At 73.2% G+C, this 23,194-nt stretch carries 19 protein-coding genes; 13 read left to right on the top strand and 6 right to left on the bottom strand.

The features are described 5' to 3' along the window. The first annotated feature begins 41 nt into the window (after positions 1-41). The 11 genes from ppc to ACZ6TV_RS12035 all read left to right on the top strand — a co-directional run bounded on the left by ppc (position 42) and on the right by ACZ6TV_RS12035 (position 14,862). Positions 42-2,867: a phosphoenolpyruvate carboxylase gene (gene ppc / locus ACZ6TV_RS12085; RefSeq protein WP_465297180.1), complete on the top strand. Its 2,826-nt coding sequence runs from the start codon at positions 42-44 to the stop codon at positions 2,865-2,867. Positions 2,868-2,918: 51 nt separating this feature from the next. Continuing rightward, the gene (cysC, locus tag ACZ6TV_RS12080; RefSeq protein ID WP_465297341.1) at positions 2,919-4,463 is read left to right on the top strand and encodes an adenylyl-sulfate kinase; all 1,545 of its coding nucleotides are present in this window, start codon (positions 2,919-2,921) and stop codon (positions 4,461-4,463) included. Between the two features lie 83 nt (positions 4,464-4,546). After that, positions 4,547-6,388, top strand: a complete 1,842-nt coding sequence (locus tag ACZ6TV_RS12075; protein WP_465297179.1) for a GNVR domain-containing protein — start codon at positions 4,547-4,549, stop codon at positions 6,386-6,388. Between the two features lie 70 nt (positions 6,389-6,458). Next, positions 6,459-7,829 (top strand): O-antigen ligase family protein, encoded by a 1,371-nt coding sequence (locus ACZ6TV_RS12070; protein ID WP_465297178.1) that lies wholly within the window; start codon positions 6,459-6,461, stop codon positions 7,827-7,829. Continuing rightward, a complete protein-coding gene (locus tag ACZ6TV_RS12065; RefSeq protein ID WP_465297177.1) occupies positions 7,826-9,034 on the top strand; it encodes a hypothetical protein in 1,209 nt (402 codons plus the stop codon). Before ACZ6TV_RS12070 ends, ACZ6TV_RS12065 begins: the two co-directional genes overlap by 4 nt. A gap of 2 nt (positions 9,035-9,036) precedes the next feature. Next, on the top strand, positions 9,037-9,924 hold the full coding sequence (locus tag ACZ6TV_RS12060) for a sulfotransferase domain-containing protein (protein WP_465297176.1): 888 nt from the start codon (positions 9,037-9,039) through the stop codon (positions 9,922-9,924). Next, the gene (locus ACZ6TV_RS12055) at positions 9,921-11,405 is read left to right on the top strand and encodes a lipopolysaccharide biosynthesis protein (RefSeq protein WP_465297175.1); all 1,485 of its coding nucleotides are present in this window, start codon (positions 9,921-9,923) and stop codon (positions 11,403-11,405) included. The genes ACZ6TV_RS12060 and ACZ6TV_RS12055 overlap by 4 nt, the downstream gene beginning before the upstream one ends. Next, positions 11,402-12,148 (top strand): class I SAM-dependent methyltransferase, encoded by a 747-nt coding sequence (locus tag ACZ6TV_RS12050; protein ID WP_465297174.1) that lies wholly within the window; start codon positions 11,402-11,404, stop codon positions 12,146-12,148. Before ACZ6TV_RS12055 ends, ACZ6TV_RS12050 begins: the two co-directional genes overlap by 4 nt. 12 nt (positions 12,149-12,160) lie before the next feature. Next, complete coding sequence (locus ACZ6TV_RS12045; RefSeq protein ID WP_465297173.1) at positions 12,161-13,234, top strand: glycoside hydrolase family 26 protein; 1,074 nt, start codon at positions 12,161-12,163, stop codon at positions 13,232-13,234. 2 nt (positions 13,235-13,236) lie between these two features. After that, on the top strand, positions 13,237-13,920 hold the full coding sequence (locus tag ACZ6TV_RS12040; RefSeq protein WP_465297172.1) for a hypothetical protein: 684 nt from the start codon (positions 13,237-13,239) through the stop codon (positions 13,918-13,920). A gap of 6 nt (positions 13,921-13,926) precedes the next feature. Then, a complete protein-coding gene (locus tag ACZ6TV_RS12035) occupies positions 13,927-14,862 on the top strand; it encodes a nucleoside triphosphate pyrophosphohydrolase (protein WP_465297171.1) in 936 nt (311 codons plus the stop codon). Here ACZ6TV_RS12035 and ACZ6TV_RS12030 read toward each other — a convergent pair. The 6 genes from ACZ6TV_RS12030 to pdxR all read right to left on the bottom strand — a co-directional run bounded on the left by ACZ6TV_RS12030 (position 14,832) and on the right by pdxR (position 21,472). Further along, on the bottom strand, positions 14,832-15,965 hold the full coding sequence (locus tag ACZ6TV_RS12030) for a Fic family protein (RefSeq protein ID WP_465297170.1): 1,134 nt from the start codon (positions 15,963-15,965) through the stop codon (positions 14,832-14,834). The two genes, ACZ6TV_RS12035 and ACZ6TV_RS12030, sit on opposite strands and share 31 nt — an antisense overlap. A 21-nt stretch (positions 15,966-15,986) precedes the next feature. Further along, on the bottom strand, positions 15,987-16,520 hold the full coding sequence (locus tag ACZ6TV_RS12025) for a DUF501 domain-containing protein (protein ID WP_465297169.1): 534 nt from the start codon (positions 16,518-16,520) through the stop codon (positions 15,987-15,989). A gap of 3 nt (positions 16,521-16,523) precedes the next feature. Continuing rightward, entirely contained in the window at positions 16,524-17,060 is a 537-nt protein-coding gene (locus ACZ6TV_RS12020; protein ID WP_465297168.1) for an FtsB family cell division protein, read from the bottom strand. 74 nt (positions 17,061-17,134) lie between these two features. Beyond that, on the bottom strand, positions 17,135-18,412 hold the full coding sequence (gene eno / locus ACZ6TV_RS12015) for a phosphopyruvate hydratase (protein ID WP_465297167.1): 1,278 nt from the start codon (positions 18,410-18,412) through the stop codon (positions 17,135-17,137). 86 nt (positions 18,413-18,498) lie between these two features. Further along, positions 18,499-20,112, bottom strand: coding sequence for a DUF885 domain-containing protein (locus ACZ6TV_RS12010; RefSeq protein WP_465297166.1), 1,614 nt, complete (start codon positions 20,110-20,112; stop codon positions 18,499-18,501). Positions 20,113-20,122: 10 nt separating this feature from the next. Beyond that, positions 20,123-21,472, bottom strand: coding sequence for a MocR-like pyridoxine biosynthesis transcription factor PdxR (gene pdxR / locus ACZ6TV_RS12005; protein ID WP_465297165.1), 1,350 nt, complete (start codon positions 21,470-21,472; stop codon positions 20,123-20,125). Positions 21,473-21,559: 87 nt separating this feature from the next. Here pdxR and ACZ6TV_RS12000 point away from each other — a divergent pair, with 87 nt between their 5' ends. Both ACZ6TV_RS12000 and ACZ6TV_RS11995 read left to right on the top strand, forming a co-directional pair. Beyond that, positions 21,560-22,513 (top strand): DMT family transporter, encoded by a 954-nt coding sequence (locus ACZ6TV_RS12000; RefSeq protein ID WP_465297164.1) that lies wholly within the window; start codon positions 21,560-21,562, stop codon positions 22,511-22,513. Continuing rightward, positions 22,399-23,181, top strand: coding sequence for a patatin-like phospholipase family protein (locus ACZ6TV_RS11995; RefSeq protein WP_465297163.1), 783 nt, complete (start codon positions 22,399-22,401; stop codon positions 23,179-23,181). The genes ACZ6TV_RS12000 and ACZ6TV_RS11995 overlap by 115 nt, the downstream gene beginning before the upstream one ends. Positions 23,182-23,194: the final 13 nt, after the last annotated feature.

The following is a 23,194-nucleotide window of genomic DNA, read 5'->3' as shown; positions in this document are numbered from 1 at the left end:
GGACAGCGCCGTCCCAGCCGTCTCGTCCGGAGGGATCCAGCATGTCTGCAGAGGCACCCGCGTCCAGCGACACCGACGCCGCGCTGCGCGCCGACATTCGCCGTCTCGGCTCGCTGCTCGGGCAGAGTCTCGTCCGGCAGGACGGCCAGCAGCTGCTCGACCTCGTCGAAGAGGTCCGCGCGCTCGTCCGCAGCGACCCGGAGGCCGCCGCCGAGCGCCTGACCGGCCTCGACGTGGTCACCGGCACCCAGCTCGCCCGGGCGTTCTCCACCTACTTCCACCTGGCCAACATCACCGAGCAGGTGCACCGGGCCCGCGAGCTGCGCCGCATCCGCGTCCGTGAGGGCGGCTGGCTGGAGCGCGCCGCGAAGCTGATCGCCGACCGTGGCGTCGGGGTGAAGGAGATCAGCTCGATCGCCTCCAAGCTCGCGGTGCGGCCGGTGTTCACCGCCCACCCGACCGAGGCGGCCCGCCGCTCGATCCTGACGAAGCTGCGCGCCGTCGGCGACGAGCTCGACGCCGAGGCCGTCGCGACCGCGCTCGACGGCTCGCTGGAGCCCGACAAGACCCGCACCGCGCGCACCGACCGGCGCCTCGCGGAGCTGCTCGACCTGCTGTGGCAGACCGACGAGCTGCGGCTGGAGCGGCCCGAGCCGAGCGACGAGGCCCGCAACGCCGTCTACTACCTCGCCGACCTGGCCGGCGGAGCCGCGCCGCAGGTGCTCGACGACCTGTACGACACCCTCAAGGACCTCGGGGTGCAGCTGCCCCCGACCGCGCGGCCCCTGAGCTTCGGCTCGTGGATCGGTGGCGACCGCGACGGCAACCCGTTCGTCACCCCGGCCGTCACCCGCGACGTCCTGCTGATCCAACATGAGTACGGCATCCGCGCCGCCGAGGGCGTGATCGACGGCCTGATCGACGAGGTGTCGGTCTCCAAGCGCCTGCGCGGGGTGTCGCTGGACCTGTCCGCGAGCCTCGCCGCCGACCTGGACAACCTGCCCGAGCTGCCGGCCCGCTACCGCCGGGTCAACCTCGAGGAGTCCTACCGGCTGAAGCTGCGCTGCATCCGGCTCAAGCTGCAGCACACCCGCACACGCCTGGCCACCGGCACGCCGCACAAGCAGGGCCGCGACTACCTCGGCACCGGCGAGCTCATCGCCGACCTGGAGCTGATGCGGGCGTCCCTGGCCCGCAACGGCGGCCAGCTCGCCGCGACCGGCAAGCTGGCCTCGGCGATCCGCACGCTGTCCGCGTTCGGCCTGCAGCTGGCCACCCTCGACGTGCGTGAGCACGCCGACGCCCACCACGAGGTCCTCGCCCAGCTCTACCGGCGGGTCGGCGAGGTCGACTACGGCAACCTCGACCGCGACGCGCGCCGGCAGCTGCTCATCGACGAGCTCAACGGCCGCCGCCCGCTCGCCACCCGCGACACCGGGCTGACCGACACGGCCCGCAAGACGTTCGACGTGTTCGCCGCGATCCGCGAGGTGCAGGAGCGCTTCGGCCCGGAGGTCGTCGAGACGTACATCATCTCCATGACGCAGGGCATCGACGACGTGCTCGCCGCGGTCGTCCTCGCCCGCGAGTGGGGTCTCGTCGAGGTCAGCGCCGGCGCCGGCTTCGGCGGTGCGTCGATGGAGTCGGCCCGCGCCCGGGTCGGCTTCGCGCCGCTGCTGGAGCAGGCCCGCGAACTGGAGATGGCCGGCGAGCTGCTGGACGATCTGCTGTCGATCCCGGTGTACCGCGCGATCGTGCGCGCCCGTGGCGACGTGCAGGAGGTCATGCTCGGCTACTCCGACTCCAACAAGGACGCGGGCATCACCACGTCGCAGTGGATGATCCACAAGGCGCAGCGCCAGCTGCGTGACGTCGCCGCCCGGCACGGCGTCCGGCTGCGGCTCTTCCACGGCCGCGGCGGCACCGTCGGCCGCGGCGGCGGCCCGACCCACGAGGCGATCCTGGCCCAGCCGTGGGGCACCCTCGACGGCGCGATCAAGGTCACCGAGCAGGGCGAGGTCATCTCCGACAAGTACACGCTGCCGGCCCTGGCCAGGGAAAACCTGGAGCTGACCCTGGCCGCCGTGCTGCAGAGCGCCCTGCTGCACACCGAGCCGCGGCAGCCCGCCGAGGCGCTCGCGCGCTGGGACTCGGCGATGGAGACGGTGTCGAGGGCCGCGTTCGCCAACTACCGCGCCCTGGTCGAGAACCCGGACCTGCCCGCGTACTTCTGGGCGGCCACCCCGACCGAGCTGCTCGGCGCGCTCAACATCGGCTCCCGCCCGGCGAAGCGGCCCAACGCCGACGCCGGCCTCGGCGGCCTGCGGGCGATCCCGTGGGTGTTCGGCTGGACGCAGTCGCGGCAGATCGTGCCCGGCTGGTTCGGCGTCGGCAGCGGCCTGGAGGCGGCCCGCGTGGCCGGCCTCGGCGACGTGCTGCGCGAGATGCACGAGAAGTGGCACTTCTTCGGCACCTTCCTGTCCAACGTCGAGATGATGCTGGCCAAGACGGACCTGGAGATCGCCTCGCGGTATGTCGACACGCTGGTGCCCGACCCGCTGAAGCCGGTCTTCGAGGTGATCCGCGCGGAGTACGACAAGACCGTCGCCGAGGTCCTCGCGATCACCGGCGAGTCGGCGCTGCTGGAGCGGCAGCCGGTGCTGGACCGCACGCTTGGCGTCCGCGACAGCTACCTGCAGCCGCTGCACCACCTGCAGGTGTCGCTGCTGGCCCAGTACCGCGCGAGCAAGGCCGCCGACAGCGGTGTCTGGGGCGGCGGGCGGAAGTCCTCGCCGGACCCGGCGCTGGAGCGGGCGCTGCTGACCACGGTCAACGGCATCGCGGCCGGCATGCGCAACACGGGCTGAACCCCCGCTGGGAGAAACGACGGGAAAACTGACAGACTGTCACGCGTGTCTGTGAACGGTGGGGCGGTTGAGGGTTGGGCGTTGCCGGACGAGGTGCTCCGGGACGCCCCGACCTTCACGCCCCGCCCCTCGGAGATCGCCGATCTTGAGCTGCTGCTGTCGGAGGCATACCGGCCGCTGACCGGCTTCCTCGGCAAGGCCGACCTGACGTCGCTGCGGCGCAACGGGCGGCTCGCCGACGGGACCGCGTGGCCGGTGCCGGTGACCCTGGAGGTCCCGCAGTCGGTGCTCGGCCAGCTCGACGTCGCCGACCCGCGCAAGCGGGTGCTGATCCTGGCCGACCTGGAGGGCGCCCCGATCGCCGCGCTGGACACCACCGAGGTGTATCAGACGCGGGAGGGCTTCGGCGGCGCCGCCGGCCGGGTCAAGCGGCTCGGCGACGGCGGGCACGGGGCGTTCCGCCGCATGCGCCGGACCCCGGCCGAGGTGCGCGGCACGCTGCCGCAGGGTCGGATCCTCGGGGTCATCGCCGACCGTCCGCTGCACCGGCCGCAGCTGGCCCAGATCGCCCGCGCCGCCCGTACTCTCGCCGCGCACCTGCTCGTGCTGGTGCCGGTCGGCAGCCCCGGCCCCGACGGCCTCGCGCCGGAAGCGCTGGTCCGCTGCGTGCTCGCCGCGCGCGACCGGATGCCCGACTGCACGATCGTGACGCTGCCGCTGCCGCACCACGGCAGCGACGACATCCGCGGCGCGATGCTGCGCACCCGGGTCGCCGCCGCATACGGCGTCACCCACCTGCTCGCCTCCAGCGACTCGATGCTGTCCGGCGGCGGCCTGCGCGTCCTCGTGCCCCGGGAGCTGGCCTATGACGGCCGCGACGGGCAGTGGCGGTCGCTGGACGACATCCCGCCGAAGCACCGCCGGCTGCCGCTGACCGCCGCGGAGATCGAGGACCACCTCGACCGGGGCACGATCCTGCCGGAGTGGCACACGCCGCCGGCCGTCGCCCGCGAGCTGGCCCGGGCCCGGCCGCCGCGCCGCCAGCGGGGCCTGGTCGTGTTCTTCACCGGCCTGTCCGGCTCCGGCAAGTCGACGATGGCGACCGGTGTCGCCGACGCGCTGCAGGAGACGGGGGAGCGCACCGTCACCCTGCTGGACGGCGACATCGTGCGCCGCCACCTGTCGGCCGGCCTCACGTTCTCCGCCGCCGACCGCGACACCAACATCAAGCGGATCGGCTGGGTCGCCGCCGAGGTCGGCCGCCACGGAGGGGTGGCGATCTGCTGCCCGATCGCGCCGTATCACGAGGCGCGCGTAGCGGCCCGGGAGTTCGCCCGTAACGCCGGGGCCGGTTTCGTGTTGGTCCATGTGTCGACGCCACTCGCCGAATGCGAGCGGCGCGACCGAAAAGGGCTTTACGCGAAGGCGCGTGCCGGGCTGATCAAAGGCATGACCGGCATCGACGACCCGTACGAGGCGCCGGTCGACGCCGAACTGGCGATCGACACCACGGACCTGTCGTACGGCGAGGCGGTCACGACCGTCCTGCGCTACCTCGGCAACAACGGATGGCTGGATCCCCGCCCAATTCCGTAAAAGCGGGCACATTCACCCATTACGCCTGAAGTGCCGGACGCGTTAGCCCCTGGAGAACCTGACGCCGAAGGGGCCGCCGCTTCATGGACGCCAACCGCCAGCTTTCCGCCGATACCGACTCACCGGGCGTCGACCTGCTCGGCATGGCCCGGCGCCATTGGTGGCTGGTGCTCCTGATGGTCGGCGCCGGTCTCCTCGGCGCGCTGCAGTTCACCGGCATGCAGAAGAAGGTGTACGAGTCCGCGACCTCGGTCCTCGTCTCGCCCCTGGGCAACGGGCAGGACGCGAACTCCACCAGCGGCCGCACCAAGGGCGACATCAACCTCGACAACGAGGCGCAGCTGGTCACCTCGACCACCGTCGCCACCGACGCCCGCGAGCTGATGCGCGCGCCGGAGCTGCCGGACGAGCTGGCCGGCCACGTCCGCGTCGAGGTCCCGCCGAACACCACCTTCCTCGTCATCACCTACTCGTCCAACGACGCGCGCGTCGCCCAGGCGGGGTCGCACGCGTTCGCCGAGGCGTACCTGCGCAACCGCGAGGAGAGCGCGAAGGCCGAGGTCGCCGGGCGGATCGCGATCCTGCAGGACAAGCTCAACCAGCTCAACGCGAGCCTGCTGCAGATCAACACCAAGCTCGCGAACCTCCGGCCGGCCGACCCGAACCGGCCCAACCTGGAGAGCCAGCGCACCACGGCGACCTCGCAGATCAACACCCTCGCCGGCCAGCTCAACGCGCTGCTCACCACCACCGTCAACGCCGGGAAGATCATCCGGGACGCGGACCTGCCGTCCCGCCCGGTGAAGCCCAACCGGCTGCTCAACCTCGCCAGCGGCGCCATGCTCGGCCTGCTGCTCGGTGTCGGCGCCGCCCTGCTCCGCGAGCGGCTCGACCAGCGCGTCCGCCGCCCCTCCGACCTGCCCCGCCGGGTCGACGTCGCGGTCCTCGCCGCGGTCCCCGGCCGGGTCAAGCCCCGCCTCGACGACGTGTTCGCGCCGTTCGGCGCCGGCGGCCGGATCTTCAACCGGCTCCGCAACGAGGTCCTCGCCAGCGTCCCCGCGCCGAACGGCGCCGACGCCCGGGTCGCCCTCGCCGGCCAGGTCGTCGTCGTGGCCGGGGCCAGCCGCGGCGCCGCCTCCACCGTCGTCGCCGCCAACCTCGCGGCCGCCTTCGCCCGTACCGGCGCCGAAACGGTCCTCGTCTGCGCGCACCTCCCCGACAGCCTGGTCGACACCGCCAGCGTCAACAAGATGCTGGGCGTGCGGTCCGTCCCCGGCCTGTCCGACGTGCTCGCCGGCCGCTTCTCCCTGAGCAGCGCGACCCAGCGCGCGCCGCGGCACCCGAACCTCAGCGTCGTCACCACCGGCGGCACCGCCAGCGCCGGCGGGCTGCTGCAGTCGCAGGCGCTCCGCGACACCCTCGCCACGCTGCGGGAACGGGCCGCCTACGTCGTCGTCGAGGCGCCCTCGACCGCGACCAGCGCCGACGCGCAGAGCCTGGCCAGCCTCGCCGACGCGGCGATCGTCGCGGTCGAGCTGCGGCGCACCCGCAACACCGAGGTCGCCGACGCCGCGGACCAGCTGCGCCGGGTCGGCACGCCGCTGCTCGGCGCCGTCGTCCTGCCGCGCCTCACCGTGCGCGGCACTGACGAGCGAACTGGGGAGCGCGACGCGCAGGAGGTGACCGTCGCCGACGACATGACGACGGTCCTGGACAAGCTGCCGCCGAAGGAGCCCGAGGAGCCGATCGCCCCGAAGCGGCTGCGCACCGCCGCGGCGGCCTCGACCGCGACGGCGACCGCGCCGAAGGTCGTCCAGGCGTCCCCGTCCGTGCCGGCCGTGCCGAAGCGGCAGACCCGCACCATCTCCGTCACCCGGGTCAGCGCCGACACGGCCGGCGAGAACGGCGCAGACAAGCGCCGATGAGTGAGCTTGCGAGCGAGTCATGTAGCTGTTTCCGGGCGGGCCGACGCCGGAGCGTAGCGGAGGTGGCGGGATGACCGCCCTCGCGAACCATCCCTCGCTGCAGGCGGCACCGGTCACCAGCCTTCGCACCCGGGCACACCGGCTGCCCGCCTGGCCCGTGACCGGGCTGCTCCTGCTCTTCCCGCTCTGGTGGGCCCTGGGCCTCGGCACCCTGATCTTCTTCCTGGTGGCCGTGCCGATGCTGGTGTCGCTCGTGCGGCACCGCGCGTCGGGGCAGTTCGTCAAGCTGCCGCCCGGGTTCCTGCTGTGGCTGCTGTTCCTCGCCGTCGTCGGCCTGGGGCTGTTCAGCCTCGGCGCGGACCCGACCGGCACCGTGCCGGGCACCGCGGCCAGCCGGCTGGTGTCCTACGCGTACCGGCTCGGCGGCTACGTCGCGCTGACCGTGATCCTCGTGTACGCCGGCAACGTCGACCGCCGGGAGCTGCCGCAGCGGCGCTTCGTCCAGCTGCTCGCGTGGCTCTTCGTCGTCACCGTCGCCGGCGGGCTGCTGGGCATGGCCGCGCCGAGGTTCGAGTTCACCGCGCCGCTGGAGCTGCTGCTGCCGCACCATCTGCGGGAGAACGGCTTCATCCAGTCGCTGGTGCACCCGACCGCCGCGCAGATCATGAACCTGCTCGGCGGGGAGACCCCACGGCCCGGCGCGCCCTGGGGGTACACCAACACCTGGGGCAACAACGTCTGCCTGCTCATCGGGTGGCTGCTCGTCGCCGGCTGGTCGCTGACGAAGAGCCGCAAGGTCAAGACGTTCACCGCCGTGACGCTGCTCGCGGCGATGGCGCCGATCGTCTACTCGCTCAACCGCGGCCTGTGGATCGGGCTCGGCGTCATGGTCCTGTACGTGGCGGTGCGGCTCGCCCTGCGCGGGCGGCTCGCCGCCCTCGGGATGGTCGCCGTCGCCGGTGCGGCCGTCGCCGTCGCGATCGCCACCACCCCGCTCGGCGACGTGGTCAACGCGCGCCTGGAGGACGGCAAGTCCAACGGGGTCCGGATGTACACCACCGAGAAGGCGCTGACCGGGGTGGTCGAGTCGCCGCTGATCGGCTTCGGCTCCACCCGCAACACCATCGGCGGGCGCAACTCGATCGCGGTCGGGGAGAGCGACGACTGCGCGCGCTGCGGCAACTTCACCATCGGCGGCAACGGCCAGCTGTGGCAGCTCCTCTTCGCGCACGGGCTGCTCGGCACCGTCACCTACCTGTCGTTCTTCGTCGTCGGGCTGTGGCGCTTCCGGCGGGACGCGACTCCCGCCGGCCTCGCCGCCACCGCCGCGATCGTGTCCAGCTTCGCCGCGATGTTCTGGTACAACGCGCTGGTCACCCCACTGGCGCTGACCTTCCTCGCGTACGCCGTCCTGTGGCGCAACCGTTTGGAGAGCCGATGAGCCCAGTGAAGACCGCCCCGGCCGCGCTGCAGGTCGACGACGAGCAACTGCGCGCGCAGTACATCGAGGAGGTCCTCGCCCTGCTGTACCCGGGGCAGGGCACCGCCGTGGTGGAGTACCTGGTCGTCCCGAACGCCCGCAAGCCGCGGCTGCTGGTGCCCGCCGACGACCGGCGGCTCGCCGCCGCCGCGGTGCGCCGCTACGCCGAGCCGCAGTCCCGCGTGGCGAAGCTCAAGCGCGACGCGGTCGTCGCCGCCCTGCGCACCGGCGCGTCGTCGGTGCTGCTGCGCGACCGGCTGCGGGTCACGCCCGGCGCGGACACCATCGACACCTACCTGCGTCGCGTCCTCGGGACCGACGTCCGGCTCAGCGTCCACATCGGACCGGCGCGGGCCAACCGCAAACCGGTGCTGCAGCTGCTCGCCGAGTCCGGCGCCACCATGGCGTTCGCCAAGCTCGGCACCTCGCCGCTGACCCGGACCCTGGTGAAGGCGGAGGGCAACGCCCTCGCGGCCGTGTCGACCGCCGGGCTCAAGGCGCTGCGGGTGCCCGAAGCGCTCCACATCGGACAGTGGGGCGAGCACGAGGTCCTGGTCCAGTCGGCGCTGCCGGTCTGGCGGCCCCGGGTCCCGGTGACCGCGCCCCGGCTCGCCAAGGCGATGGGGGAGGTCGCCGCCTGCTGCGGTACGCGCCGCGGCCGCCTCGACGACAGCGGCTACTGGACCCGGCTGCGCGGCCGGCTGGACGCCGTCGCCGACCACACCGAGGGCGGCGCGCTGAAGGCCGCCGCCGAGCGCATCGCCCGCTCCGCCGGTGGTGTCCAGCTCACGTACGGCTCCTGGCACGGCGACTGGTCGCCCTGGAACATGGCCGGCCTCGCCGACACGATCCTGGTCTGGGACTGGGAACGCTTCACCCCCGGCGTCCCGATCGGCTACGACGCGCTGCACTACGCGCTGCAGGTCGGCATCGGCCGGGCACCGTCGGCGGCCCGGGCCGTCAACGACCTCATCGACGCCGCGCCCGAGCTGCTGCTGCCGTTCGGCGTGGTGCACCGCCAGGCCGTCGAGGTGACCACCCTGCTCTACCTCATCGACCTGGCCACCCGGTACGTCACCGACCGGCAGGCGGAGGCCGGCGCCCGGCTGGGCGTGCTCGGCAGCTGGCTGCTGCCCGTTCTCGTCGCGCGAGTGGAGGCTCTGTAACCATGCCCGTGCAGGTTCCCGACACGATGAAGCGGATCATCCACTTCGGATCCCGCAACTACGGCCAGCTCACCGCGAGCCGCCGGATGCTGCCGCAGTTCCTGATCTGCGGCGGGCAGCGCTGCGGCACGACGTCGCTCTACCGCGCCCTCGCCGCGCACCCGGCCGTCATCAAGGCCGTGCTGCACAAGGGCGTGCACTACTTCGACGTCGGCTACCACCACGGGCTGCGCTGGTACCGCGGGCACTTCCCGCTGCAGCGGCGGGCCGAGCGGATCGCCGACGAGCTCGGCGTGCCCGCGCAGACGTTCGAGTCCAGCCCGTACTACATGTACCACCCGCACGCCCTGGCCAGGATCGCCGCCGACCTGCCCGGCGTGAAGCTCGTCGTGCTGGTGCGCGACCCGGTCGAGCGCGCCTACTCCCAGCACGCGCACGAGGTCGCCCGCGGCTTCGAGCCGGAGGTGGACTTCGGCCGCGCCCTCGCCCTGGAGCCGGCCCGCCTGGCCGGGCAGCGCGAGCTGCTGCTCAACGACCCCGGCGCGTACAGCTTCGCCCACCAGCACCACGCCTACCGCGCCCGCGGCGAGTACATCGAATACATCGAGCCGATGGCGCGCCTGCTCGGCCGTGACCGGGTGCACGTCGTGGACAGCACCGAGTTCTTCCTGCGCCCCGAGCCGGTGTACGACGCCGTCCTGGACTTCCTCGGCCTGCCCCGCGTGGACGGGTACCCGCCGTTCGAGCGGCACAACGCGCGCCCGCGCAACCGCCTCGACGACTCGATCGCCCAGGAGCTCGCCGCGCACTACGCCCCCTACGACGAACGCCTCGCCGGCTGGCTCGGGCGCCGCCCCTCCTGGCTGTCCACAGCGGACAGTCCGGCGTGACGGCGACCCTCGACAAACCCGGCCCGGGAGCCGGTCTCGAGTCGCCCGGCGGCATGCTGCGCGGCGCCGCCCGGGGAGGCCTTGCCAACCTCGCCGGCACCGTCTGCACCGGCGTCGCCGGGCTCGGCGTCACCTGGCTCGCCGCGCGCGCCCTCGACCCGCACAGCGCGGGCGCGTTCTTCGCCGCCACCGCGGTGTTCGGGCTCGGCGTGACCGTGGCGAAGCTCGGCGTGCAGACGTCGCTGGTGTACTGGCCGGCCCGGATGCGGGCGGTCGGCGACCTGTCCCGGCTGGGCGAGTGCCTGCGCACCGCGCTGCTGCCCCTGGCGGTGGCGGCGCTGGTCATCGCCGGCGGCCTGTGGTTCGCCGCGGACGTGCTGCCCGGCCGGCCCGACCTGGTGCGGACCCTCGCGGTGTTCCTGCCCCTGGCCGCGCTCAGCGACGCGCTGCTCGCCGCCACCCGCGGCCTGCGCGCGATGCGCCCGACCGTGCTGCTCGACCGGGTCATGCGCCCTGCCGTGCAGCTGGTGCTGCTCGCCCTGGTGTGGGTCGCCGGCTGGGGCCCGGACGTGTTCGCCGCGCTGTGGGCGCTGCCCTACCTGCCCGCCGCGCTGCTGGCCGGGGTCGCGCTGACCCGGCTGCGGGGTTCGATAACGAACGACAAGGCCGAGACCTCGGACTTCACCCCGCGGCGGTTCTGGGCGTTCACCGCGCCCCGCGCCGTCGCCAGCTTCGCGCAGATGGCGTTGCAGCGCGTCGACGTGCTGCTCGTCGCCGCGCTCGCCGGTCTCGCACCGGCCGCCATGTACGCCGTGGCCGGCCGCTTCGTGATCCTGGGGCAGTTCGTCAACCAGGGTGTCACCCAGTCCGTGCAGCCGCGCCTGGCGGAGCGGCTCGCCGTGCGGGACACCGCGGGCGCGAACCTGCTCTACCGGCAGGCGACCGCGTGGGTCGTGCTCGCCTGCTGGCCGCTGTACCTGGTGATGGTCACCTACGCACACATGTACCTGGACCTGTTCGGCGAGCACTACGAGGCGGGCGTGCCGATCGTGCGGCTCCTCGCGGTCACGATGATGGTCGCCACCGCGTGCGGGATGGTCGACGTCGTCCTCGCCATGGCCGGGCGCACCTGGTGGAACCTCGCGAACGTCGGCCTCGCCCTGGTCACCATGCTCGGCGTCGACGCGCTGCTGGTCCCCCGGCACGGCGCGTTCGGCGCGGCCGTCGGGCTGTGCGCGGCGGTGCTGGTCAACAACCTGGTCCCGCTCGTCCAGGTGGTACGGGGCCTCGGCCTGCACCCCTTCGGCCGGGCCACGCTGCTCGCCTGCGGGCTGGCCGTGTCGTGTTTCGCCGTGCCGCAGCTGGCCGTGCTGCCGGTCCACGGGCTGATCGTGAAATTCGCCGCCACGGGGGCGGGTGCGGCCGCGTACTGCTACGCGGTCGTGCGCTTGAGGCACGTTCTGATGCAGGGGGAACGATGAGAACCGACTACGCGGAGGTCTTCCAGTCGGATGCGGCGGTCGACAAGTACGAACGGGTGGTCTACGCGCCGGAGACCTACTCGACCGCGGTGAGCGCCAGACAGCGCGCGTTCCTGCGCCGCCTGGTCCGCCGCGAGTTCACCGCCCGCCGGCCCGTCCAGCACGACTTCGCGTGCGGCACCGGCCGGGCGATCAAGCTGTTGCACGGTGTCGTCCGGGCGGCGCACGGCTACGACGTGTCCGCCCAGATGCTCGCCAAGGCCCAGGAGGCGGGGGTCTACGCGAAGCTGCACCAGGTCGAGCCCGAAGGGCCGGTCCCCGAGCCGGCCACAGTGGACGGCCCGGCCCTCGTCACCGTGTTCCGGCTGCTGCTCAACGCGCCGAAGGACGTGCGGGACCGGGCGATCGCCTTCGCCGCGAAGATCCTGCCGGAGGCCGACTCGGGCCTGCTGGTCGTGGAGAACCACGGCAACCGGCAGTCGCTGCGGCACCTGCGGCACCGCTCCAACCGCGCCAACCAGTGGTTCGCGGAGCTGCACCACGCCGAGGTCGAGCAGCTCCTGGCACGGCACGGCTTCGAGGTCGTCGAGCGGCGCGGCTTCGCGCTGTGCCCGGCCGGCGCGTACCGCCGGGAATGGCTGCGCCCGGTCGCCCGGCGCACCGACGACCTCGCCGCCCGCAGCCGCCGCCTGTCCGCAGTGGCCACCGACGTGCTCTACGTGGCGCGGCGGATACCGAAGTAGGGATTGCTCCAAGTGAAGCGGATCGGTCTCGTCGCCGCCGTCGTGGTCGCCGTCGTGGCGGGCGCGACGGCGGTGACCCTCAGCGTCATGTCCACGAAGGACACCCCGGCACCCCGGCCGTCGCCGAGCACCGGCGCGCCGGCGACCCCCGGCGCGCCGCCGGCGATCGCCACCTCGACCGGGCCCTACGCGGCGGGTCCCATCACGCCGCCGAAGCAAGGGTCGTTCCTCGGCGCGTGGGTCCGTCCCGAACACCTCACCGAGTCCGGCCGGCTCTCGGCCATGACGACGTGGGAGAAGACCCTCGGCCGCAAGATGGCGATCGTCAACACGTACCGCCGCTTCGACGAGAACTTCTTCAACGCCTCCGACGAGCAGTTCGCCGCCCGCGGCACGACCCTCATGCTGTCGTGGGCGGGCGGCGACACCCGGCTCGTCACCATGGGCCGCTACGACGACCTCATCCGCGAGCGCGCCCGGGAGCTCAAGGCATTCGGCAAGCCCGTGATGATGCGGTACCGCTGGGAGATGGACCGCCCGAACCTGCGCGCCCAGATGTGGTCCGGCGCGGACTACATCGCCGCGTGGCGGCACGTGCGGAACATCTTCACCGAGGAGGGCGCCACCAACGCCTCCTGGGTGTGGTGCCCGACCGTGGAAGGATTCCAGGGTGGTTACGCGGCCGAGTTCTACCCCGGCGACGACCTCGTCGACTGGAACTGCGTCGACGTCTACGCCGGCACGAAGTACAACACCATCGGCGCCCTCATGCGCCAGTTCCTGGAGTTCTGCGCGGCGCACCCCACGAAGCCCGTCATGATCGGCGAGTTCGGGGTGGCCCGCGCGTGGGGCACCGAGCAGCGCGCCACCTGGCTGCGCGACGCCTCGGCCACCTTCAAGGCCAACCCGCAGATCCGGGCCGTCATGTACTTCGAGTCCGACCCGATCGACAACAAGGGCCCCACGCAGCAGTTCCAGGTGTCGGACGACCCCGCGGTCCTCGACGCCTTCCGCACCTCCCTCGCCCAGGACCCGCACTATACGCCGATGACCGCCGCCGCAGCCGGCAAGACCAGGAAGAAGTGACCATGTCCCGGTTCCGTGTCCTCGCGCTGGTCGCGGCGCTCGCCGCGACGTCCCTCGCCGGCTGCCGGTCCGACCCGAACGTCGCCGTCTACCTCGGCGACCGCGCCGTCACCATCGCGCAGGTCACCGACATCGCGGAGCACCTGACCTTCGCCCCCGCCCAGCGCGGCGACGTCACCGGCTACGTCCTCGGCTCGATGATCATCCGCGAGGTGGGCGGCCGCCTGGTCGCCGAGCGGGGGCTGACGGTCCGCCACGACACCGACCCGGCCCTCGTCGCGCAGTACTACGGGGTCCCGTCCGACGCGCCGATCGTGCCGATCGTCACCGAGGCCCAGGACGTCCTGCTCACCCTCGCCGGCGCCGTCACCCCCACCGACCCGTCGCGGGCGCAGCAGCGGGCCGCCTTCGACGCGCTGTTCTTCGCCAGCGGCCGGCCGGTCTCCGACCTGTACGCCTTCGAACAGGTCCAGTACCTGCTGAACCGCGACACGATCGGCCGGATGATCGCCCTGCGCCGCCAGCTCGACGAGGCCGTCGCCACCTCCGGCATCACCGTCAATCCCCGCTACCAGGGCCTCACCTACGGCCTGCCGATCACCGTCGAGATCGGCCGGGGCGGCGTGGCCAGGGCCAGTATCCTGGTCCACCTGACCCTCGACGGGGGTTACGCCGAGGAGGTCTGAGGAATCGTGCCGGGCAGCGTGATCCTGCTGGTGACGTCACCCCGGCTTCCGGCCGGCGTGCTCACCGCCCAGGCGTGGGACGTGGTCCGCGCCCACCCGGTCCTCACCGCCGCCGAGACCGAGCAGGTGCTCGCGCTGCGCGCGGCCGGCGCGACCGTCACCGTCGTCGACGCGACCGTCGACGCGCTGCTCGCCGCCCTGGCCGCGCACGGCACGATCGTGTGGCTCGCGTCCCCGGACGGCGACGAGGACCTCGCCCGTTCGCTGGGCCTCCGGCTGGCCCGCGAGCCCGGCCTCGCCGACCTCGAGCTCCTGCACGGCTCCTGGGACCCGCCCGGCGCCCGCGTCCTGGACGTCGTCACCGTCATGGACCGGCTCATGCACCCCGAGACCGGCGACGCCTGGAAACGCGCCCAGACCCACGAGTCGCTGGCACCGTTCCTCCTCGAGGAGTCCTACGAGCTCTACGACGCCATCCGCGACGAAGACCTCGAAGCGGTGCGCGAGGAGCTCGGCGACGTCCTGCTCCAGGTCGTCCTGCACGCCCGCCTCGCGGAGGAGACCGCCGGCTTCACCCTCGACGACGTGGCCGGCGACCTCGTCGACAAGCTCATCCGCCGCAACCCGCACGTCTTCGCCGACACCGAGGTCGGCGGCATCGACGACATCATCGCCAACTGGGAGCAGATCAAGCAGGCCGAGAAGTCCCGCGCCTCCGCGGTCGACGGCGTCGCCCTCTCCCAGCCGTCCCTCGCCCTCGCCGCGAAACTCCTGCACCGCGTGGCCCGCGCCGGCCTCACCGTCGACTTCACCCCCGCCGACCCGCTCGGCGCCGCCCTGTTCGCCCTGGTCGCACAGGCCCAGTCGGAGGGCAGGGACGCGGAGGCCGCCCTGCGCGCCGCCGCCCTGTCCTACATGGACGCCGTCCGCGCCGCCGAGTAGGGATCCCTCAGCGGCGCCGGCCTCCCGATCCCCGCCGCCACGTCGACGACCGGCCCTGCCGCGACGTAGAACCGCCCCTTGGTCTGCCCGCGCTGCTCCAGCAGCCCGCGCTCCAGCAGCATCCGCAGGTCCCTGGTCGCCTGGTCCGTCGTGAGGCCTTCATCGCGCTGGTACGACGTCCGCCGCACCCGCCCGCCCTCGGCCGCCGTGTACAGCGCGGACGTCGTCCTGCTGGGCAGGCCGAGCGCCTCGAGCCGCTCCCACAACAGTGCCGCGTGGTCGAGCCGCTGCCTCACCCGCTGCATCTGCATGTGGTGCGCCCGCAGGCAGAACCGCACCCACGGCAGCGTCTCCCCGTGCGGCCGCCACCGCTCCCGCCCCACGTCCCGCAGCGCGTCGTAATAGTCGAATGTGTTGCGCCCGGTGCCGAGCCATTCCTCGATGGACGAGAACTCCGGCGCGAGCACCGCGTCGCGGGCGAGCACCAGGGTGTGCAGGCACCGCGACATCCGCCCGTTGCCGTCCCGCCACGGGTGGATCCGCGCCAGATTGAGGTGCGCCATCGCCGCCCGGACGAAGAGCGGCGCGTCCAGGTCGCCGTCCTGCAGCCAGTCCGCCAGCTCCTGCATCAGCCCCTGGACGACGTCGGCGTCGGGTCCGGTGTAGACGATTTCGCCGGTCGAATGGTCGGTGATCCAGATCCCACCGGGACGGAACCTGCCCGGCCAGCGGTCGGGGTGATGCTTGAGCAGCATGTAGTGCAGGCCGTTGAGCAGCATGTAGTGGTAGCGGAACTCGGCCGAGTGGGCCAGCTGCTGGACATAGGTCAACGCATCCCGGTAGCCGGTGATCTCGTCCCATACCGCCGCGTCTGTGTCGAGCGGTTGGTCGCCCGAGGCGGCAGCGGCGGCGTCGTCGACGGACACCTCGTATCCCTCGATCGAGTTGGACCCCTTGATGCCGCGGGCGACCAACTGGCGCCTGAGCTGGCCGGTCCACCGGTGAGGGGTGGCTACCTGGAACCGCAGGGCCTCGCGCATGCGGTCCAGCTCATCGAGGACCGCGCGGTCTTCGGCGGCGAGTTGCGGGGTCAGGTGCAACATCCGGAAATTATATCGGCAAAGTCATGCGGACATCACGGCGTGCGCGTCAGGCGGGTGGGGGACGCAGGGGCCGGCGGCCCACCATTCGGCGGCGCGGGCGAGGGTCTCGTCGCCGAACGGGTTGACGCCGGGGCCGACGGCCAGGGCGTGGCCGAGGTGGACGTGCAGGCACTTCACGCGGGTCGGCATGCCGCCCGCGGAGACGCCGTCGATCTCGTCGACGTGGCCGACCTGCTCGCGGCGGCGCAGGTAGTCCTCGTGCGCGGCCTCGTAGGCCTTGCGCAGGTCGGGGTCCTCGGCGAGGCGGGCGCCCATCTCGCGCATCAGGCCCGACGACTCCAGCCGGCTGCACTCGTGCACGGCGCGCGGGCAGGTCAGGTAGAACAGGGTGGGGAACGGGGTGCCGTCGGGCAGCCTCGGGGTCGTCTCGACCACGTCGGGCAGGCCGCAGGGACAGCGGTGCGCGACGGCGCGGGTGCCCCTGGGGGTGCGGCCCAGCTGCGCGGCCACCACGGCGAGATCCTCGTCGGTGGCGGGCTCGAATTCCGAAGTCATTCTTTAGTCAGCCGCCTCGACGCTCGACCACAGTTTGCCGTACCAGGGGCGCGACGACTTCTCGGCGCCGGGGATCGCCGTGGGGTCGGTCTGCTGGCTGCGTGCCGGGTCGACCACCACGTAGGGCTTCTCGCCCGGCAGGACCATGTGCAGCCGCTGACGGGCCTGGCTGATCACGTATTCGTTGTCTTCCCACTTCGCCGCCCGTGCCGCCATCTCGGCGATCTTGGCGGTCTGCCGCTCCTGGCTCTGCTCCAGGGCGGTGATCTCGGCCTGTTGTGCCAGATAGACCCGGACCGGGTAGGCGTAGGCGAGCAGCAGGACCAGCAGGACCAGGCTCAGGACCACGGCCCGGGTGGTGAACCGCTTCGGCTGCGGGGCGCGGGTGCGCATGGCGGCGCCGCCGGACGACACGGCCCGGCGGGCGACGGTCGGCCTGGCCGGTGCCCGGCCCGCCCCGGCGGTGCGTCCGCCGGCGCCGCGGGGTCCGGAGGCCCTGGCCGGCGTGCCGCGGCCGCCCGGCCTGGTGCGCTGCTGCATGCCCTCCCCCTTGCGACATGGCAACCGCCCGCGGCCCTCAGCGGATCGAAGAGGGCCGCGGACATGAAACCGGACTAACGGTACCGCGGGAACGCGCCCCGACCGGCGTAGCGCGCCGCGTCGTCGAGCTCGTCCTCGATGCGCAGGAGCTGGTTGTACTTGGCGACCCGCTCGGACCGGGCCGGGGCGCCGGTCTTGATCTGGCCGCTGCCGACCGCGACCGCGAGGTCGGCGATCGTGGTGTCCTCGGTCTCGCCCGAGCGGTGGCTCATCATCGTGCGGAAGCCGGCGCGGTGCGCCAGGTCGACGGCGTCGAGCGTCTCGGTGAGCGAGCCGATCTGGTTGACCTTCACCAGGACCGCGTTGGCGGTGTCGGTGGCGATGCCCCGGGCGATGCGCTGCGGGTTGGTGACGAACAGGTCGTCGCCGACGATCTGGATGCGGCCGCCGATCGCGTCGGTCATCGCCTTCCAGCCGTCCCAGTCCTCCTCCGACAGCGGGTCCTCGATGGACACGATCGGGTAGGCGTCGACGAGCTGGGTGTAGTAGGCGATCATCTCGTCGGACGACTTGGAGCCGCCCTCGAACGTGTAGCCGCCGTCCTTGTAGAACTCGGTCGCGGCCACGTCGAGCGCGAGCACGATGTCGCTGCCGAGGGAGTAGCCCGCCTTCTCGACGGCCTCCGCGATCAGGTCGAGCGCGGCGGCGTTGGTCGGCAGGTTGGGGGCGAAGCCGCCCTCGTCGCCGAGGCCCGTCGACAGGCCCTTCTTCTTCAGGACCGACTTCAGCGAGTGGTAGACCTCGGCGCCGGTGCGCAGCGCCTCGCGGAAGGTCGGGGCGCCGATCGGCGCGATCATGAACTCCTGGACGTCGACGTTGGAGTCGGCGTGGGAGCCACCGTTGAGGATGTTGAGCATCGGCACCGGCAGCAGGTGCGCGTTGGGGCCGCCGAGGTACTTGAAGAGGCTCAGCCCGGCGGAGTCCGCGGCGGCCTTGGCGACCGCGAGGGAGACGCCGAGGATGGCGTTGGCGCCCAGGTTGGACTTCTCCGGGGTGCCGTCGAGGTCGAGCATGGCCTGGTCGACGAGGCGCTGCTCGGTGGCGTCGAAGCCGCGCACGGCCTCGGCGATGCGCTCGTTGACGTTCTCCACGGCCTTCTCGACACCCTTGCCGAGGTAGCGCTTCGCGTCGCCGTCGCGCAGCTCGTTGGCCTCGAAGGCACCGGTGGAGGCACCGGACGGGACGGCCGCGCGGGCCAGGGTGCCGTCGTCGAGGACGACCTCGACCTCGACGGTCGGGTTGCCCCGCGAGTCCAGGATCTCCCGCGCGCCGATTGCTTCAATCGTGGCCACTGTCACTCCTTGCAGACAAAGATTGGTCGGCCGCCACGGTGCGGCACCTTGAGCCTATCGGTTGCGCGGATCTTGCTGACCCGCACCTACAGGTCCAGCAGCGTGCGCAGGTGACGGGGCGGGGGTGAGCCGTGCGCGAGCATCCGGTCGTGCCAGTCGCGCAGCGTGACGTCCACCGGCCGTTCACCCGCGATCTCCCGTACCTCCGTGTAACCCACGAAATACGTCGACAGCTGCGTCGAGGACAGCAGCGCGCGGCGCCACTTGCCGGCCGCCTCGCCCTCCTCCTGGAAGCCGCGGTCCATCATCAGCGACATCGCCTCCTGCTCGGTCATCCCGTCGCAGTGGACCCGCTGGTCGATGATCGCGTTGATGCTCATCCGCAACTGCATCTTCAGCTGTTGCAGGCGCACCGGCAGGCCGCCGAAGCCGCGCTCGGCCATGAACTCCTCGGCGTAGACGGCCCAGCCCTCCACGAAGGGGCCCGACCAGCCGATCGCCCGGGCGCGCGTACGGCCCCGGAAGCGGCGGGCGTGCGCGAGCTGCAGGAAGTGGCCGGGCGTCGCCTCGTGCACGGTGAGGTCGCGCAGCATGTGGCTGTTGTACTCACGGTAGAACGACGCGACCCGCTCCGGGCCCCAGTCCGACGGGGTGGGTGAGATGCAGTAGAACGTCGGCAGCTCCGCCGGCTCCAGCAGGCCGGGCGGGTCGCAGTAGGCGACGGCGACGCCCCGCGCGTACTGCGGCATCTCCTTGATCACGAGCGGGTCGTCGATGAGGGTGATGAGGTCGTGCTCCCGCACGAACGCGGTGGCCTCGTCGAGCGCCACCCTGGCCTGGTCGACGATCGTGTCGTTGTCCGGCACGTCGGCGGCGGCCAGCGCGAACGCGGCGCGGACCGTGTCGTCGGTCTCGGGGCCGCCGGTCAGCTCGGCCGCGGCCGCGCGCAGCTCGGCGGTCACCCGCTCGAGGTTGGCCTCGGCGCGCCGCAGGACCGTCGCGGCGCCCAGCTCAGTGTCCAGGGTGTGCCACAGCCGGGCCTCCCACAGCCGGCGGCCGAGCCGGGGGTCGCGGTCGGCGGTGTCGACCCGCTCGCGCAGCCACGTGGCGAAGGCGTCGAGCTCGGCCGCGGCCTGCTCCTGCAGCGGCCGGACCACCTCCGCCAGACCGGGCGCCTCCTTCAGCAGTTCGCCGAGCTCGTCCCGTACCAGCCGGGCCGTCCCCTGGAACTGGCCGGCCGCGGTCTCCAGATGGACCCGCGGCGACTCGCCGAGCGTCTCGCGGGCGGTCGCCAGCGCGTCGGGGATCGCCGACAGGCGCGCCGCGATCGAGACCAGCCGCTCGTCCGCGGGCGCGAACGGCCGGGAGATCAGCGCGTCCAGCAGCGTCGCCGGGTTGTGCACCAGCGGGTTCCACTCGTGCTCACGGATCTCGGTGCGCTCGAACAGCATCCGCTCGACCCGCGCGAGCAGCACCGCGTGGTCGACCTGCTCCTGCGGGTCGAGCAGGTCGAGGTCGACCTGGGTCAGCGCGGCGGAGGCGTCGCGCAGCATGTCGACGTCGCCGGCGACCCCGTCGGCGGACAGGTCGGGCAGCCGGTCGTCGAACCGGTGGTCGCCGGCCGACGCCGCGAGCCGGGGATCCGACTCCAGCAGCGCGTCGGCGATGTGCTCGGCAAGAGGCACGAAGTCATGCGGCATGCGTTCGAACCTATACGAGACCGGCGAGTGTCCTGACCGCTCTCGCGAGCTCGTGCGGGGTGTGCGCGGCATAACCGAGGACCAGGCCGGGTGGTCCCTTGCGCACCCGCAGCGTCGACAGGGCGACGGGCCCGAGCCCGCAGGCGGCGGCGCGCTGGGACACGGCCCGGTCGTCGGTCTCCGGCGGCAGCTCCACCACCAGGTGCAGCCCGGCGGCGATCCCGCCGATGCGGGCCCGCGGCAGGTGCCGGCGCAGCGCGGCGACGACCGCGTCGCGGCGCTCCCGGTGCAGCCGGCGGGCCCGGCGCAGGTGCCGGTCGTAGCCGCCGCCGGCGAGGAACTCGGCGAACGCCAGCTGCTGCAGCGCCGGGCCGCCGTTGTCGGCGTCGGCCTTCGCCGCGCACAGCTGCGCCAGCATCGCCTGCGGCGCCGCGAGCCAGCCCAGCCGCAGCCCCGGGGCGAGGACCTTGCTCACCGAGCCGACGAGGGCGACCAGGTCCGGGGCGAGGCCCTGCAGGCAGGCGACGGGTTCGCGGTCATAGCGGTGCTCGGCGTCGTAGTCGTCCTCGACGATCAGCCCGCCGGTCCTGCGCGCCCACGCGATCAGCTCGGTGCGCCGCTGCGGTGCGAGGACCACGCCGGTGGGGTACTGGTGCGCGGGGGTGACCACGACCGCCTTGCACCTGCTGCGGGTGAGGGCGCGCACGTCGAGCCCGTCGCCGTCGACCGGCACCGGGACCACCTCGAGCCCGAGCCGTTGCAGGTGCCCGCGCAGCGCCGCCGGGCCGGGGTCCTCCAGCGCGATCCGCCGCACGTCGCCGGCGAGGAGCGCCTGCGCGAGGAGGGTCAGGCCCTGGGTCACGCCGGCGGTGACGATCAGCCCGTCGGGGGCGACCAGGGCGGCGCGGACCCGGCCGAGGTAGCCGGACAGCTCCTGGCGCAGCCGGGGCGCGCCGGTCGGGTCGCCGTAGTCGAAGTCGGTGTCCAGTGCGCTGGTCAGGGCCGTCTCGTACGCGCGGCGCCAGGCCGTGCGCGGGAACATGCCCAGGTCGGGCACGCCCGGGCGCAGCGGCGCCACCGTCGCGGGCCGGTCCGGCGGGTCGCTGCGGCGGCGCTGCACCGGCATGGTGACGGCGGCGACGACCGTGCCGGACCCGCGCCGCGTCAGCAGCCGTCCCTCGGCCGTCAACTGCTCATACGCCCCGACGACCAGGCCCCTGGAGACGCCGAGGTCCGCGGCGAGGTCCCTGGTCGACGGCAGCCGGGTCCCGGGCGCCAGCCGTCCCCGCGTGATCGCCTCCCGCAGCGCGCCGACGAGTTGGTCGCCGACCCGCGGCCGAGTGCGGTCAAGCTCGACCAACGCCTCCCAGACCGACAAAGTGGACCTCCAAACGCGGGGCTCGGTGGCACTGTAGCGTGGACCACTGCCGATCGTAAGTTCGCTGTCATGAACCGGCTGCACACCTTTTACTGCGTGCTGACCTGCGCGATCCTCGGCTCCTCGTTCACCGTCAGCCGATCGTTGGTCGACTATCCGGTCCTCGCCGGGCAGGCGCTGCGCTACACGCTCGCCGCGGTGGCGCTCGCCCTGCTCACCTCGTGGCTGCGCCCGACCGGCCGCGAGCTGCTGCGCCTGGCCGGCGTGGCGGCGACCGGGCTGGTCGGGTTCAACCTGCTGCTCATGTACGCCCTGCGGCACGCCGACCCGGCGGCGATCGGCACGATCGTGGGCGCCAGCCCGCTGCTCCTCGCGCTGCTCGGCCCCCTGCAGGAGCGCCGCCGCCCGTCCGTGCGGCTGCTGCTGGCCGCCGCGGTCGTGGTCCTGGGCGCGGTCCTCGTCGAGGGCGGCGGTCGCATCGACGGCCCCGGCCTCGCCGCCGCGCTCGGGGTCCTCGCCTGCGAGGCGGCGTTCTCGCTGCTGGCGGCGCCGCTGCTGGCGCGGCTCGGGCCGGTGCGGGTGTCGGCGTGGAGCACCGCCCTGGCCGTGCCGATGCTCCTGGCGCTCCTGCCGTTCGGTGGCGCCGTCCGCCTGCCCTCGCCCGGCGAGGCAGGGGCGCTGGCGTTCCTGGGTCTGGTGCTGACCGTGGTGGCGTTCGTCTGCTGGTACACCGGAGTCGCCGGACTCGGCGTCGAGCGGGCCGGCGTCTTCGTCGGCCTCGTGCCGGTCTTCGCGCTGCTCACGGTCACCGTCGTGGACCGGGTCACGCCCGACGCGCGGCAGCTCGCGGGAGTGCTCGCCGTCGCGGCGGGCCTGGCGATCGGCCTCGGTCGCGCTAAACAGGATCCATGCCACGAACCGCACTCGTCCTCGGCGCCGGCGGCATCACCGGCGTCGCCTGGCAGCTCGGCCTCCTCATCGGCCTCGCCGACCAGGGCATCGACCTCACCCGCGCCGATCTGATCATCGGTACCTCGGCCGGCGCGATCACCGGCGCGCTCGTCGCCGCCGGCCACGACCCGCGCGCGGCGGCCGCGATGGAGGCGCCGCTCGGCCCCGGCGACCCCGAGATCCGCGCCGACTGGGGCCGCGGTGCCGTCGCGTTCCAGCTGATGCAGGACGCCTCGCTGCCGCCGGCGGAGCTGCGCCGGCGGATCGGTGCGATCGCCCTGGAGGCCGAGGTCGGCCCGCCGGAGCCGTGGCTGCAGTCCTTCGCCAGGCGCCTGCCGATCGCCGAGTTCCCCGACCGCCTCCTGGTCACCGCCGTCGACACCGCCACCGGCGAGCCGGTCGCCTGGACCGCGGCGTCGGGCGTGCCGCTGGTGCCCGCGGTCGCCGCCAGCTGCGCCGTGCCCTGCCTCTTCCCGCCCGTCTCCGTCAACGGCGGCCGCTACATGGACGGCGGCGTCCGCTCCCGCACCAACGCCGACCTGGCCGACGGCTACGACCGCGTCGTCGTCCTCGCCCCGCGCATCCCGATGCTCGGCCACGACAGGCCCACCACCGGCACGCTTGTCGAACCCGACCCCGCTTCGCAGTCCGCGATCGGCGGCAACGTCTTCGACCCCACCCGCTGGCCCGGCATCATCGAGGCGGCCACCGCGCAGGGCCGCGCCACCGCCCTGCGCTGACGCCGCACGGGAG

The organism is Dactylosporangium sp. NPDC051087 (assembly GCF_055586325.1).
This window is presented reverse-complemented; position numbering and strand designations above follow the sequence as displayed.

Coding starts and splice junctions, on each gene's coding strand:
- ACZ6TV_RS12075 (WP_465297179.1), top strand. CDS start 4,547: ATGGACGCCAACCGCCAGCTTTCCGCCGATACCGACTCACCGGGCGTC.
- ACZ6TV_RS12040 (WP_465297172.1), top strand. CDS start 13,237: ATGTCCCGGTTCCGTGTCCTCGCGCTGGTCGCGGCGCTCGCCGCGACG.
- ACZ6TV_RS12070 (WP_465297178.1), top strand. CDS start 6,459: ATGACCGCCCTCGCGAACCATCCCTCGCTGCAGGCGGCACCGGTCACC.
- ACZ6TV_RS12050 (WP_465297174.1), top strand. CDS start 11,402: ATGAGAACCGACTACGCGGAGGTCTTCCAGTCGGATGCGGCGGTCGAC.
- ppc (WP_465297180.1), top strand. CDS start 42: ATGTCTGCAGAGGCACCCGCGTCCAGCGACACCGACGCCGCGCTGCGC.
- ACZ6TV_RS12065 (WP_465297177.1), top strand. CDS start 7,826: ATGAGCCCAGTGAAGACCGCCCCGGCCGCGCTGCAGGTCGACGACGAG.
- ACZ6TV_RS12010 (WP_465297166.1), bottom strand. CDS start 20,112: ATGCCGCATGACTTCGTGCCTCTTGCCGAGCACATCGCCGACGCGCTG.
- ACZ6TV_RS12000 (WP_465297164.1), top strand. CDS start 21,560: ATGAACCGGCTGCACACCTTTTACTGCGTGCTGACCTGCGCGATCCTC.
- ACZ6TV_RS12020 (WP_465297168.1), bottom strand. CDS start 17,060: ATGCAGCAGCGCACCAGGCCGGGCGGCCGCGGCACGCCGGCCAGGGCC.
- ACZ6TV_RS12025 (WP_465297169.1), bottom strand. CDS start 16,520: ATGACTTCGGAATTCGAGCCCGCCACCGACGAGGATCTCGCCGTGGTG.
- ACZ6TV_RS12030 (WP_465297170.1), bottom strand. CDS start 15,965: ATGTTGCACCTGACCCCGCAACTCGCCGCCGAAGACCGCGCGGTCCTC.
- ACZ6TV_RS11995 (WP_465297163.1), top strand. CDS start 22,399: ATGCCACGAACCGCACTCGTCCTCGGCGCCGGCGGCATCACCGGCGTC.
- ACZ6TV_RS12060 (WP_465297176.1), top strand. CDS start 9,037: ATGCCCGTGCAGGTTCCCGACACGATGAAGCGGATCATCCACTTCGGA.